This is a genomic window from Luteimonas gilva (genome assembly GCF_005239095.1).
Classification (GTDB): domain Bacteria; phylum Pseudomonadota; class Gammaproteobacteria; order Xanthomonadales; family Xanthomonadaceae; genus Luteimonas_C; species Luteimonas_C gilva.
The window spans coordinates 1,092,527-1,105,918 of record NZ_SZUA01000002.1 but is presented as its reverse complement, the minus strand read 5'-3'; the positions used below and the strand labels follow the sequence as shown (position 1 = coordinate 1,105,918).

10 protein-coding genes and 1 tRNA gene are annotated in these 13,392 nt (G+C 63.1%); 1 reads left to right on the top strand and 10 read right to left on the bottom strand.

All coding sequences use genetic code 11. The features are described 5' to 3' along the window. The first annotated feature begins 1 nt into the window (after position 1). A tRNA-Asn gene (locus FCE95_RS13080) sits at positions 2-78 on the top strand. Between the two features lie 192 nt (positions 79-270). On the opposite strand, the gene FCE95_RS13075 is transcribed toward FCE95_RS13080, so the two are convergent. The 10 genes from FCE95_RS13075 to FCE95_RS13030 all read right to left on the bottom strand — a co-directional run bounded on the left by FCE95_RS13075 (position 271) and on the right by FCE95_RS13030 (position 13,233). Then, a complete protein-coding gene (locus FCE95_RS13075; RefSeq protein WP_137267446.1) occupies positions 271-603 on the bottom strand; it encodes a VirB8/TrbF family protein in 333 nt (110 codons plus the stop codon). 174 nt (positions 604-777) lie between these two features. Beyond that, positions 778-1,200, bottom strand: coding sequence for a TcpQ domain-containing protein (locus FCE95_RS13070; RefSeq protein WP_137267445.1), 423 nt, complete (start codon positions 1,198-1,200; stop codon positions 778-780). A gap of 334 nt (positions 1,201-1,534) precedes the next feature. After that, positions 1,535-1,954 (bottom strand): type IV pilin protein, encoded by a 420-nt coding sequence (locus tag FCE95_RS13065; RefSeq protein WP_137267444.1) that lies wholly within the window; start codon positions 1,952-1,954, stop codon positions 1,535-1,537. Positions 1,955-1,980: 26 nt separating this feature from the next. Beyond that, complete coding sequence (locus FCE95_RS13060) at positions 1,981-5,685, bottom strand: pilus assembly protein (RefSeq protein ID WP_137267443.1); 3,705 nt, start codon at positions 5,683-5,685, stop codon at positions 1,981-1,983. A gap of 10 nt (positions 5,686-5,695) precedes the next feature. Further along, on the bottom strand, positions 5,696-6,202 hold the full coding sequence (locus FCE95_RS13055) for a pilus assembly PilX family protein (RefSeq protein WP_137267442.1): 507 nt from the start codon (positions 6,200-6,202) through the stop codon (positions 5,696-5,698). A 12-nt stretch (positions 6,203-6,214) separates the two neighbouring features. Then, positions 6,215-7,369, bottom strand: coding sequence for a PilW family protein (locus FCE95_RS13050; protein ID WP_137267441.1), 1,155 nt, complete (start codon positions 7,367-7,369; stop codon positions 6,215-6,217). Continuing rightward, a complete protein-coding gene (gene pilV, locus FCE95_RS13045) occupies positions 7,366-7,848 on the bottom strand; it encodes a type IV pilus modification protein PilV (RefSeq protein ID WP_137267440.1) in 483 nt (160 codons plus the stop codon). The genes FCE95_RS13050 and pilV overlap by 4 nt, the downstream gene beginning before the upstream one ends. Beyond that, positions 7,845-8,309: a GspH/FimT family pseudopilin gene (locus tag FCE95_RS13040; RefSeq protein ID WP_317616485.1), complete on the bottom strand. Its 465-nt coding sequence runs from the start codon at positions 8,307-8,309 to the stop codon at positions 7,845-7,847. The genes pilV and FCE95_RS13040 overlap by 4 nt, the downstream gene beginning before the upstream one ends. A 210-nt stretch (positions 8,310-8,519) precedes the next feature. Then, on the bottom strand, positions 8,520-9,902 hold the full coding sequence (gene ppnN / locus FCE95_RS13035) for a nucleotide 5'-monophosphate nucleosidase PpnN (RefSeq protein ID WP_137267438.1): 1,383 nt from the start codon (positions 9,900-9,902) through the stop codon (positions 8,520-8,522). Between the two features lie 91 nt (positions 9,903-9,993). Continuing rightward, complete coding sequence (locus FCE95_RS13030; RefSeq protein ID WP_137267437.1) at positions 9,994-13,233, bottom strand: TonB-dependent receptor; 3,240 nt, start codon at positions 13,231-13,233, stop codon at positions 9,994-9,996. Between the last annotated feature and the right edge of the window lie 159 nt (positions 13,234-13,392).

Below are 13,392 nucleotides of genomic sequence, written 5' to 3'. Positions count from 1 at the left end.
CGCCCGAATAGCTCAGCCGGTTAGAGCACTTGACTGTTAATCAGGGGGTCGTTGGTTCGAGTCCAACTTCGGGCGCCAAATAACCAAAAAGGCTTGCGTAGCACGCAAGCCTTTTGTTTTTGGACGAAAATCCCGCGTTCCGCCCAACTTCAGCGGCCTATCGCTGCCCCTCGCTCTTTTTCAGACATCGATGGCTCGGGTTGTTGCTTCTCCCGCATGGTATCGATCTGCAACGTGCTGAGTTGGATGGGCTGCGCGGCAGCTAACGCTTTATCGATATGTGTCCGCAGGTTGGCCGGATTCCCTGGCCAGGACAAAATGCGCGACATTGCTGCGGTTGATAGCTTCGCTGGTTGTTATGCTGCTCTTGCTGAAGTCTTCGCGAAGGCGGGCGACGGTGCTGGTTCCGGTATAGGCATCAGCCATAACCAGGAATGGCACTTTTTCCTTAAGAGGGAGAATGTAGAAATAGCCTGCGCCCAGCATGAGCGACAGGATCGAGGCCGCGGCCGATACACGCCAGGCGCGGCGCTCGCTGCGAAGGGCCATGTCGGCGATGGTTATTTCGAACTGGCTGGATTTTCTTAGCGATTCCTGCAGCATGTGGATGATCAGAATTCCCTGTCCAAAGATCAGCCCAAGTTCTTGCGCGACGCTATGCGTCAGTTGCGCCGAAACCGCCCCCCCGATGCGATCTGGCCTTGGCTATGACGGAACGCGCTTATGAAAGCGGCCGCCTCTCGCCAGATAGTTTCGAATGCGTGATGCAGCTCTCACTTAAGGGAGTTTGTTACCGTCGAGCTGCGGGCTCTCGCTGACGACGATCGCTTGCTGTTCCAGCGTTATCGATACCCTCTGGTTCGCATACGCCGCGGTCAAGGCCGTTAACGCTTCATCCAAGCTGCGCGTTCGGATGCGGCTAACCGGGGCATATAACGTGTAGTCGTTGGGGTGCCGGTACGAGAGCGTCTTCCCGGAATCTTTGGCCCAACGCTCTAACAATGTTTTCAGCGTCGCATCTGCAGGTGTGGCACTGAAGATATACGGTGGGTTGATCGGCACTGCTTCGGCGGTTTCCGAAAAATGGTTGATCGGTTTCCACTTTCCTTTTAAGCCGGGCGCCGTATGCGTGGAGCATCCGCTGGCTGTGGCGATCAGAAGCATTCCGATAGTGATGAGCGTCCGCTGCGTGTTATTCATTAAACCGATAGTCCGCTAATGGTTTCTTGTCCGTTGCCCTCCGATCCGCCGGATGCGGCGCAATGGAAGCAAGGTTCAAGACGTAAAGTCTTGAGCATAGTGGCCATGGCGAATGGACGATCAGGCCGGCATCCGGCAGCGTCCGGGCGTGGCGTCAGATTGGTCATGGCCGCAGTCGTGACTAGCCGCACGAGACGCTTGCGTCAAAAAACTGGACCGGTTTGCGTCACGGCTTCGAGCGCGGCCTTTCGACCGCATGGCGCAGATCGTTCAGGCAAGAAAAAGGGCCGCACTGGGCGGCCCTTAGCAGACATCGGTATGTAAGGTACGGCTACTAGTTCCAGCACCCATCCGTCGTGGGCGTCTTGCTCCCCGCTTGATTCAATCCCAATGCGCCGCACTTGTCCTTGTTTTGACCCGTCTCCGGAGTCGCGGTGATAACGAATGTAGATTGCGTTTCGTTGAAGGCGAATTTATAGCGTGCGGTGCCGGTCTTAGGTGACTGATCCGGCAAGCCGGCGGAGGCGCCGACATAGGTGTTGTTGATCGTGTGGAACCGCTCCATTAGCTGGGCCATTTCCACCATATCTGCCTTGGCTTGCCCGCGGCGCGTTTTACGTACGCTGTCGTTGTAGCTGGGATAGGCGATGGCGGCCAAGATGGCCACCACCGCGACGACGATCATCAGCTCGATCAGCGTGAATCCGCCGATCCGGCTGCGGTACGAGATGCCTGGATTGCGCGCGAACGACATGGCCTGCCCCCTGTTGGCTCTATCGATCATAGGACCTGTCTCCAAGACTGCCGGCCGCACGGCCGCGGCAAGTACAGCGGAGAGGCGCCGGCCACTTGCACCACCATGGAGCACTGCGCCTTCAGCGCATCGGTTGGGTCGGAACCCAGAGGCAGGATGCCCTGCCTTGGCGTTGCCAATACAGCGACGTCCTTGATTGGCGCGGTGCCCTTGGTATCCAGCTTCACCGCGCCGGTCGTATCGCTATAACTGTCGCCCGTGGGCGAACCGACCCGGGTGCCGTTGAGCGCGGCGCCGCCGGTGAGCGCGTTCAAGCCGTATAGCCAGTTGTTGCCCGAAGTGCCGCAATCGACGGTCGTGCTCGGATCGTAAGTGGGGAAGAAAACGATGCCGTTGGCGATGATCGGATTGCCAACGAAACGCTCGCCCTCCGCCACTGGCGGGCCCGAGGCGCCGGAAACGCCGAGATCCAAGTACCAGCCCATTTTGCCGAGCCCCGCGTTCTTGGTCACGCTGCGAACGGCGGTGCCGTCCAACAAGATGCGCTGCTCCAACAGGTCGGTGCGGCCGGCGACGGGCGTCGTAGTGAACGCGTCGAGCACGCCGTACAGCGATTGCATCGTGGTATCGCTGCCGTCGTTGAGGAAGGAGAAGCTGCCCGTGCCGAAATACAGCATGACGCCGCCGGCAGGACCGCTGGCCGCTTCGAAGCCGCCCAGGATCGGCTGACGGTTGCCGCTGGCGTCCTTGGCCACGAACAAGGGCTTGCCGCCGACGGCGATCGTCGGCTTGGCGGTGCGCAGGTCGAACTTCCAGACCGCGCCGTTCTGGTCGCCGGCGTACACGGTGTCCGCGTAGCCGTCGCGACCGGCATTGGTGGTGCTGCCCAGCCAGCGATCGATGACGATGATGTTGCCCAAGCCGTTGGAGCTGGCCGGAGCCGCGGTCTCGATCGCCTGACGGAATTCGACGGCACCGGTTTCAATATCGACGACGAACAGCGTGGCCACGCCGTTCGCGCTGCCGTAGCCGTTGCCGAAAATGGCCTTCCACTTGACCACCGAACCGATCTTCACCGGAACGATCACCGGCTTGCCCAGCACGTAACCGATGTTGCCCTTGATGTTGGCGTCGGTGACTTTGTCGTTGAGCTCCCACAACACCGAAGCGCTGGTCTTGTAGCTCGCCGGGTTGGAAACGTTCAGCGCGAACACGCCGCGTCCGCCCGCACCGGCCGTGCCTACGAGCACCGTCTCCCACTTGCTGCCGAAGTAGGCATCGGAAACCGTGATCGGTCCGTCCACGTAATAGCGGTGGCTGAAGACCTGATCGTTCCTGTCTTCGACCTTGTAGGGGAACACCAGGTTGCCCATGTGGCCGAGCGCGGTCGCCGGGATATAGGCGAACCTTTCGACGCCGGTCTTGCCGTCGAAAGCGTGGAGCATGCCGTCGTTGGCGCCGACGTAGACCATCGAATCGCGGCTCGCCTTGGTGGTCTTCAGATAGTTGCTGTAGTTGTACGGATCGAAATCGGTGGCGGTGGCGCCGCGCAGGCTGGCGTAACCGTAATCGTCCATGCTGGGCGTGGAGATCACCGGCGAGGAATTGACGATGTCGCCGAGCGGCGTGGTGCGGTCGCGCAGCTTGATGGTGCCGCCGTTCTTCGCCTGAAGAGACTGATCGCCCAGCAGATAATCGACCACCTGGGTGCTGGAGGCGCCCAACGCCGTGATCTTGGCCTCGGTGCAGCGCGCGAACGTGACGTTGCTGCACAGCGTTTCGAAAGGCTTAGCGCCGAGATTGGCCACGGCGAACTGCTTCACTGTCGGCACTACGCTGCCGGTCGTGGAGCCGAACCAAGTGGTGGCGGCACGCACCGCCGGGGCCGGCAGCTTAACGCTCGCCTCCCACTTGTCCTTGTAGACGAGCGACCCGGTGGCGGCGTCCTTGCTGACCTCGGCTCCCGTCAAGGTGCTGTACCAGTCGGTGCCGCTGTTGGTCGATTCGTAGAACGGCACGACCGTCAGCGAGCCCGTGCCCACGCGTGCGCCGGTAAGGCCGATGCTGCCCGATGGCGTAGCACCTGCGCCCACTTGCTGGAGAATGCGCCGCATCGCCGCGGTGACCGCGGCCGGCGACGTGGCGTTGATGAATTCGCCACGGCTGTTGATCGCCGCATGCCAGATGTCGTCCACGTTCCTGGGATCCAGGTTCATGGTGCCGGTAGCGCCCCAGGCCGGAGGATTCTTGTAAGGATCGGCGGTAGCCGCTGCATCGACGTCGTACACCGCGCCGCGCGCGCCCAACGTGATGCCGTAGAAATTCATGTGCAGGTTTTTCTGGCAATCCAGGCGCGGATCCGGATTGGCCACTTCGCAAGCGGCCTTGGGAACCGGCACGAGTCCCGCCTTCAGGTCCGAGCGCAGATTGTTGATGTATCCGTCCATCGCATAGTCGGCGATGGTGTTGCTGGAGGTCACGCCGCCGCCGAACGGCGCCGGCAACGCGCCGTCGACGTCGCCTACGGTCGGGCTCGGCGTCGCGGTGTCGTTGGTGTAGCCGTCGGTGAACAGCATGCCCGCGTTTTTCTGGCAAACAAGCTGCACCGGCGCGCCTCGGTCGGTGCGCTTGAATTGCTGGACCATGTAGGCCACGGCGCGACGGGTGGGCGTGTTGCCGCTGGCGTCCAGCGCCCTCATCTTCGTGTAGAGCGACTGCTTGTCCGTCGCCACGCTCATGTCGTACATCGTGACATTGCCGGCGGGCGGGGCCGGATTGATCTGAAAATAACCGACGCGCATGTTGGTGATGTCGACCATCGACTGCGTCATCGCCGCGATCATCGCGCGATTGCGGTTGCCGTAATAGGTCCACCAATTCGCGAAGTTCTGCACCGCGGCCTTGCCGCCGGTGGTGAAATTGGCTTCGAGGTATTCGTATTTGTAGAGATCGGCACCCTTGGGGCCCGCACCGACGATCAATACCCGCTTGCTGGTATCGAATCCAGGCGGCGGCGCGGCCGTGGTGGTCAAATAGACCACGGCGGGGTAGTAGCGGAACGTCGTTGCGCAATCGGTTGTGAACGTTTTGTCTTGCGTCAGCGTCACCCAGTTGTTCGTCGTCGAAAAACTGCCCGGAGCGCGGTTGCAGGTTTTGTCGTTGAAATAGGTGGTGCCCTTGGCCATCACCATGCCGTTCCTGTACGTGAAGCTGCTTTCCAGGTAAGTGGTGAAGTTGTAGGTGGTTCCGGACGTCGGAGTACGCACGTCTTCCACCGCCGCATTGACGGGCGAATCCGCTTCGAACGTTCCGTCGTATTTCTGCCAAGGCAGGTAGACGGTGTGCGGATTGAAATACGCGCGATTGAACTCGGGATCTCGCGCAGCGCCGTAATGGTCGGGACGCGGCGCGCCCGAATCCATCACTTTGACGTAGCTGTTGTCGCCGCTTTCCAGCGCCACGCCGTTCGCGTCGAAGAAACTGCGGGTCGTGGCGTTCCAGGCGCATTGGCCCTGGCCGGTGCGGCAAAGGGTTTCGTCGGAACTCATCGAACCGGAGTTGTCCACGCCCATGATGAACGCCGGCGGCACCGTGGTCTGAACGTTCAAGGGCGCTTGCGCCAGCGTGCCCTGCCCCTGCACGGCGAAAGCCGAATAGAGGTAGTAGCCGGCGGCGCCGGCGGCCAGGACCGAGGCGATTACGAAAAGGGTCTTCTTGCGAGGGGATGCCATGATGGGCTCCTCAAGGCCTGAAAATGGTGTCGACGGCGGCCGACGAACTCGGATCGACCGCACGGTCTGCGGCATACGCGCTGATCTGGAAGACCGGGTTGGCTTCTTCGCTGTCGGGCTTCTTGCCCATGCCCAGACCCATACCGCCGGCGATGCATTTGCCGATCGAGCGCACGCGCGCCAGTTTGTCGTCCGACATCTTGCCCTTGCCCGCCCAGCTGACCGCATCGGGCTCGGTGGGCGAATCGCAATACTGGTCGACGCTGGTGGCGCACGCGGCGACGCGGTTGACCGCGCCTTCGATGCATTTTTCCTGCGAGCGCGCTTCCATCTCCGCGCGCTGGAAAGCCATGTTCGAAGCCAGATAGTTGGCCGACATGCGTTCCTGCATGCTGCTGACCTGGGCGCCGATGACGCCGATCAGTGCGAGCAGGATCAGCATCATCAAGGCCACGTACAGCACCGCGCCGCGCTGACGCGATCGCGGCGGGAAGACGGGTGGGCGGATGGGGCGCATGGCAAAGCCTCGTCAGTTGCCGTAGAGACGATTGCGCAATGCGATCGTCGACTCGTAAGTGGTGCGGTAATTGCCGTCGTACGGGGCCGGCGAAGTGAACTTCACGCCGAGCGCGGCGGGGATGCGGTCGGCGCTGGCCGGGGCGATCGATGCCGCCCGGTTAGGGCTTTTCATCAACACGCCGATGCGCACCAGACCGACGTTGCGCCAATTCGCACCGGCGTCGACCACGTTCGCTGTTACCTGATCCCTGATGTATCCGCTGGGAGGATTGCCCGTGCCGGCGGAAGTGTCCAGGCCGTACAGCATTTGCAGGCTATCCACGCCCTCGACCAATTCTTCCATGACCGGATTGGCGTCATCGGCCATGAAGCGTGCGCGCCACAGGGCCCGCTGCGTTCCCGGCGCCGAACCCTCGCCGACGTAATAGACCACCGCTTCGGCGCGATAGACCATCGCCTGCCCGGCCGGGCTGGCGCTGTAACGGTCGCTGGTAAAATCGGTCTTGTTGAGGCCGGTGTTCTGCACCGTGATGGTGCCGTCGGGCGCCGTCGACGCTTGGAAAATGTCGGCGTAATTGCAGTCGGCGATGCCGAACAAACGCGGGTTGGGAGCGCCGTTTCCGGTCAACGTCGACCAGCGCGCGGGGTCGATCTTGATGGTGGTCGTGCCCGGCGCCATCGCAACGGACGCGGCCGGCACGCCTTCGGCCGACAAATAGCGCAGAACGACGATGTCGCTGCGACCCAGCGGTACGGGATTAAGCGTTGTTATGTAGGTCGGCAACGCCGGCGTCCAGCTGCCGCCCGCCACGGACAAATCGACGTTATTGCCCGGTGCGGTGCCTTGCGCTTCGTAGCCTTGGATCGACACGTTGAACTGCAGCGGGAAGTCTTTGTTCTCGAAGTGCGATTGCAGCGCGCCCGCGGTCTGCGCGTGCGATTGGTCGTTGACGCAACCGAAGTGCCCGGCCATGCGCAGGTCGCGTTGCAGATAATCCATCGCGAAGCGCGAATTTTCCTGCACGCGGGCCATGCCCTCGGACATCTGGTAGGCCGTGCGCGAAGCCGCGAATACTTCCACCAGGCCCAACACCAGGATCGAACCTATCAGCACCGCGACCATCAGCTCGATCAGCGACACGCCCCGTACCGACGACCGTCTCATAGCTGCGTCCTCAGTTCGAAGTACTTTTCCCGATCGAGCGGATTTTCGACCCAACGCTGGTCGTTCCAGGCCACGCGCACCGAGACCATGCCGTCGGCCGCGGTGTAGTTGACCGTGGCATTGGCGCCCGTACCAAGCGTGGCCACGACCTGGCAGCGCCAGCGCTTGATGCTGTCGGTGACGACAGCTACGGTTTGGGGGCAGTTCGAACCGGTTTCGCCGGCAAACGTGCCGGGCGTGATCGCCGTGTACTCCGGCGCCTGCAAGCGGTTGGCGCGGATCTGGTCGAGCAGGTCGTAGGCCAGGTTCGTGGCTTGGGTGCGATGGTTTGCGCTTTGGGTGAAGCGCAAATTCATGGTCTGCAGCAGGGCGAAACCCAACAGGCCGAAGGCGAGCACCAGCAGGGCGATCAGCACTTCTAGCAGAGTGAAGCCGCGCGCTCGGCGCGGACCGCCATGGCGGAATGAGGAAGATTTCATGAGCATGTGTCTTGTATGCGCATTTGACCGGTGGCAGTTAGCACTACGCATCGCGCGGGCTTGTCGTAGTCTTTCGGTTTCACACCGATCGTCTGGGACCCTGCCATGGACCGCCCACGCGGGTCGAAACCGAGAATCACGGCGGAACCGCTCATGGTCATCCGTTGGTTGGGCTTGACGTAGCGGATTACGGTCTCGCCAGGGTCCAGCTCTCCCTGCTTGCCGCCCGCACCGTCTGTCCAGACGATCCAACCATCGTTCCAAGTGCCTCCGCAACCCGTGCCATTGGCGCTGGTGCAGACGCCGCTGCCGACCTTGCTGCGGATCGCCTCGGTACGCGCCAAGGCGAAAGAAGCCATTAACTCGTTGCTGGTGGTCGCGACGCGATTGGAACGCATCGAACCTTGGAAGCTTGGAAAAGCGATGGCCGTCAAGACCGCCACGATGACGACGACGATCATCAACTCGACCAAAGTGAACCCTTTGGCGCGGATCTGATGCATGGCTTCGAGCCACCCTTCCCCGGGGAGACCCCGCAAGGCTGCGGCCTGCCGGCAGCCGGCGCAAGCCCCGACGGACAGGCGGTCAGCTAAAGGGGACGGGCGCGATACGGTTCCGTGCGGGCCGTCACATCGGCCTTCCAGGCGGCCGGCCGCGGGGCCGGCGCCGAGTCAGGCCAGGACCCGGTAGCAGGGCTTGTACTCGCCTGCGATCTTCATTCGCCGCTGATCGACGAAGGCACGCAGCAAAGCGTCCAGCGCCCGCATCATGTCCGGATCGCCGTGGATATCGAACGGGCCGTGCGCTTCGATCCGTCGCATGCCGTCCTCTTTGACGTTGCCGGCGACGATGCCGGAAAACGCGCGGCGCAGGTCGGCCGCGAGTTCGTGCGGCTTGCGGCCGTGGTGCAGGTCGAGCGCCGCCATCGCCTCGTGCGTGGGCACGAACGGCTTCTGGAATTCCAGCGGCACGTCCAGGGCCCAGTTGAAGAAGAACGAATCCTTCTGCGCGATGCGGTATTCGCGCACTTTCTTGATCCCGTGCGCCATCTTCTTCGCCACGCTGGCGCCGTCGCCGATGACGATCTCGTAGCGCGAAGCCGCGTCGTCGCCCAAGGTCAGGCGGATGAACTGGTCGATCTGTTCGAAATAAGGCGCGGCGATGGCCGGCCCAGTCAGGATCAACGGGAACGGCAGATCCCGGTTCTCTTCACGCAGCAGAATGCCGAGCAAATACAGGATCTCCTCCGCGGTCCCCACCCCGCCCGGGAACACGATGATGCCGTGGCCGATGCGGACGAAGGCTTCGAGCCGCTTCTCGATGTCCGGCATGATCACCAGATGGTTGACGATCGGGTTCGGCGATTCCGCGGCGATGATGCCGGGCTCGGTGATGCCGATGTAGCGCGTCACGCGCTTGCGCTGCTTGGCGTGGGCGATGGTGGCGCCCTTCATCGGGCCCTTCATCGCGCCCGGGCCGCAACCGGTGCAGATGTCCAATCCGCGCAGCCCCAGCTCGTAGCCGGTCTGCTTGGTGTAGACGTACTCGTCGCGGCCGATCGAATGGCCGCCCCAGCACACCACCAGGTTAGGCTCGGCCGGATGCAGGATGCGCGCGTTGCGCAGCAGACCGAACACGGCGCTGGTGATGCCGTCCGAGGTATCCAGATCGTAGTTGCCGCGCTCGCCCAACTCGATCGCGGTGTAGGCCAGGTCGCGCACGACCGCGAACAGCAGTTCGGCCACGCCGCGGATGATCTCGCCGTCGACGAAAGCCATGGCCGGCGCGTTGAGCAAGTCGATGCGCACGCCGCGGTCCTGCTGCAGCACCTGGATGTCGAAATTCGGATACAGCTCGCCGGCCGCGCGCGGATCGTCCGAAGAGCTGCCGCTGGTCAGTACGGCCAGCGCGCAGCGGCGCAGCAGATCGTGCATACCGCCGCTGGACGCATCGCGCAGGCGCGCGACTTCGTCGCGGGAAAGGACGTCCAGGCCGCCGCGCGGGTAGATGCGGGCGTCGACGGTCGGCAAGGTGGTTGTCGCGGCTTCGTTCATGCCTGCGACTTTAGCGCAATTCGGAGTCCCGGAAACGCCATCGGCCGGGTCTCCCCGGCCGATGCGTCCATCTTCTTTTCGCGGTTGCAGCTTAGAACGTGTAGCGCGCCGTAACCAGGATCGACCAGCGCGAAACGGCCTTGTCGTCGTAGATGATGTACTGGCCCGGAGCGTAATTGCCGTTGGTGGTCGGCAGCGTATAGATGTACTTGCCGGCCGAGCCCGCCGTACAGGTCGCCGTGACCGTGGCGCCGCAGACGCCGTTGTAGCCGGCGAGGTTGCGGACGAACGGGAAGCCGATGCGCTCCTCGCGGCCCCACTTGTCGTTGAGCAGGTTGGCGAAGTTGAACACGTCGATGCGCAGCTCGCCCTTGGCGCCCTTGAAGAAGCCCGGGATCTCCTGGCGGATGCTCAGGTCGATCTGGTTGATCCAGGGCGAACGGCTGGCGTTGCGCGTGGCGATTTCGCCCTTGTGCTGGCGCAGGTAGTCGTCGCTGTCGATATAGGCGTAGAACTGGTCGATCACCGACTGCGGCGTGCCCGCCTGGAACACCACGTCGCCGCGGTTCGGGATGTACACCAGGTCGCGCTGGCTGTACGAGTCGCCGTTGGCGTCGTTGCTGAACACCCAGCTGTACGGCTGGCCGGTGTGGCCGTCGTAGAACGCCGAGATCGCGGTCGCGTAGTTGCCGAAGAAATTGTGCTGCCAGGTGATCGACGCGTTGATGCGGCGGTCGATCGCGTAGTTGGAATCGGAAGCGACGTCTTCGTTCGGGTTGATCCAGACGTTGTTCGAGAAGTTCGAGCTCGCCTGGCTGGAAGTGCCCGGATTGACTTCCGTGGCGCGGCCGTACGACACGCCCAGGCTGGCCGCCCAGTTGTCGGCGAACGGCTTGCGCAAGGTCAGCGAGATGTTGTCGGCGCTGCCCTTGCCGCTGTTGGTCAACAAGGTGACCGCTTGTGCGAAGCGGCGGTCCTGGTTGACGCGCGCATCGTTGGAGACCGGCGCCTGGCCGAGCGTGCGGTAGTAGTTGTAGCGGCCATCGGGCAGGCGGCCGTTAGGCGCGCCGATGTTGAGGTTCTTGTAGTAGATGGCGTCCTTCACGCTCAGGTGCTGCCACTCGGCCGAGAACACGGTGCCCCACCACGGCAGCTCGCGATCGAAGGCCAAGCTGGCCTTCCACACGGTCGGCTGCTTGAAGGCCGGATCCAGCGAGTCCACGGCCTGCTGCGAATTCGCGGCGACGGTCGGCGTGACCTGGCCGAACGGATCGGACTTGAACGGCACCGCCGGGTTGTAAGTGCGCACCGAATAGGTGTCCACGCGCAGGCCGTCGTTCTGGTACGGGTTGGTCAGCCACACGCCCAGGCTATTGCCCTGGAACAGGCCGATGCCGCCGCGCAGCTGGGTCTGGTACTTCTCGGTCGGGAAGTTGTAGTTGAACGAGAAGCGCGGCTGGATCACGCGGCTGCCGTTGATCGTGGCGTCGTTGCGGAAGCCGAAAGCCTGCTCGAACGTTGGGTTGTACAGCGGCTTGTCGTTGGTGCTGGCGACGTCGTAGCGGAAGCCGTACTGCACCGACAGGCTGTCGTTGACCTGCCAGTTGTCCTCGACGAAGAAGCCCTTCTGGCTCAGCGTCCACTCGGCGGCGATGCCGTCCAGGGTATAACCGGCCTTGGGACGGTACAGGTCGTACTGGCTGTACACCGGGTTGGCGCCGCCGGCCAGGAAATTGGCGTAGGTGAAGGTGTAGGCGCCGAACTGGGTGCGCCCGAACAGGTTGTAGTACTCGTCGCGCTGGAAGTCGAAGCCGGCCTTGATGGTGTGGTCGTCGGCGTACCAGATGCCGGCGAAGAAGCCGTTCAAGGTCTTCACGCCCAGCACGTTGTAATGGGTGAACTGGTCTTCGCCGAGGTTGATGAACGGACCTTGCGGGCTGGCCGCGGTGCCGCCGAAGGCGATGCCGACTTGCGGCTGCTGCGCCAGCGCACTACGGGTCTGGTCGTACTTCTGGTACGACAGCGAGGTCTCGGTGGAGAACGAATCGCTCCAGTCGTCGTACAGGTTCAGCACGTAGTTGTCGGTGTTGCGCTGCTTGTTGTAGCGGTAGCTGGACAGCGCGAAGCTGTTGTTGCCGTTGCCGTTGGTGACGATCGGCTCGTCTTCGCGGCTGCGCTGGTAGCGGAAGCTGGCGCGGTGGTCGTCGTTGATGTTCCAGTCGATCTTGACCAGGGCGCGCTTGCCTTCCAGATCGGACGAGGCCTCGCGGGTGCCCGGAATCAGGCCCAACTCCTTGGCGCGGGCGATGACCGCATCCAACTGCGCCTGGGTGATGCCGGCGATCTTGTTGGTGGCGCTGGAATCCGACGGACCGAAGTCCGAACCCAGGCTGGCGTGCGATTCTTCGTAGTTGGCGAAGAAGAACAGTTTGTCCTTGATCAGCGGGCCGCCGAGGGTGACGCCGCCGGTCCATTCGCGGCCCAGGCCCTGGAACTTATTGCCTTCCGGGGACTCGCCGATCATGTTGTTGCGGTTGCGGAACGCGTAGTAGGCCGAGCCGTGGAACTCGTTGGTGCCCGACTTGGTCACCGCGTTGATGTTGGCGCCCACCGAACGGCGGTTGGTCACTGCGTAGTTGGCGGTGGAGATGTTGTATTCCTCGATCGTGTCGACCGAGATCGGCGTGCCGATGGTCGGCAGGCCGTTGGCTTCCAGGCCGAACGGGTCGTTGACGCCGACCGCGTCGACGGTGACGTTGTTGAAGCGGCTGTTCTGGCCCAGGGCCGAGATTTCGCCGCGGGCGCGGTCGGTGATCACCACGCGCGGATCCAAACGGGCGACGTCCTGGATCGAGCGGCTCGGCGAGGGGTTGTTCTGCAGGTCGCGCTGGCTGACGGTGGTCGACAGGCCCTTGTTGGACGCCTGGAACACGTCGGCGCTGGAAGCGCCGACCACGGTCACCGCTTCCAGCGTGGACACGTCGTTCTTCAGCTGCGCATCGACTTCGGCCACCTGGTCCAGCGGCAGATAGACCTCGTTCTTCGAACTGGTGCCCGCGCCGGCCTTGTTGATCGTCACCGAGTACGGACCGCCCACGCGCAGACCGCGCGCCGCGTAACGGCCGTTCGCGTCGGTGACGGCGCGGCTGACCGTGCCGGATTCGACGTGGGTGATCGTGACTTCCGCTCCGGCCACGGGCGCGCCGTCGGCGCCAACCACGCGGCCGCCGATGCCGGACGAAGTGCTCTGGGCGAACACGGGCGCCGCGGCGAGCGCGACGATCAGACCTAGCGACAGCTTGGACAGCCGGACACGGTTGGTATGAGTCATTTTCCTAGTGACCTCGAGCTTTTTATGGGAATAGCGAAGCGCGCTTCGGCGCATGGCGACGAAAAGAAACCCGGTTGGAACCCCTGAAACCCGGCGGCGTGACGCTCTGCACGGGTTAACGACAGATTAACACGTTAGCGGGTGCAGATGACAGGGAAA

Bases quoted from the DNA above. Each gene is read 5' to 3' on its own strand.
- FCE95_RS13075 (WP_137267446.1), bottom strand. From the start codon at position 603: ATGCTGCAGGAATCGCTAAGAAAATCCAGCCAGTTCGAAATAACCATC.
- FCE95_RS13070 (WP_137267445.1), bottom strand. From the start codon at position 1,200: ATGAATAACACGCAGCGGACGCTCATCACTATCGGAATGCTTCTGATC.
- FCE95_RS13065 (WP_137267444.1), bottom strand. From the start codon at position 1,954: ATGTCGTTCGCGCGCAATCCAGGCATCTCGTACCGCAGCCGGATCGGC.
- FCE95_RS13060 (WP_137267443.1), bottom strand. From the start codon at position 5,685: ATGGCATCCCCTCGCAAGAAGACCCTTTTCGTAATCGCCTCGGTCCTG.
- FCE95_RS13055 (WP_137267442.1), bottom strand. From the start codon at position 6,202: ATGCGCCCCATCCGCCCACCCGTCTTCCCGCCGCGATCGCGTCAGCGC.
- FCE95_RS13050 (WP_137267441.1), bottom strand. From the start codon at position 7,369: ATGAGACGGTCGTCGGTACGGGGCGTGTCGCTGATCGAGCTGATGGTC.
- pilV (WP_137267440.1), bottom strand. From the start codon at position 7,848: ATGAAATCTTCCTCATTCCGCCATGGCGGTCCGCGCCGAGCGCGCGGC.
- FCE95_RS13040 (WP_317616485.1), bottom strand. From the start codon at position 8,309: ATGATCGTCGTCGTCATCGTGGCGGTCTTGACGGCCATCGCTTTTCCA.
- ppnN (WP_137267438.1), bottom strand. From the start codon at position 9,902: ATGAACGAAGCCGCGACAACCACCTTGCCGACCGTCGACGCCCGCATC.
- FCE95_RS13030 (WP_137267437.1), bottom strand. From the start codon at position 13,233: ATGACTCATACCAACCGTGTCCGGCTGTCCAAGCTGTCGCTAGGTCTG.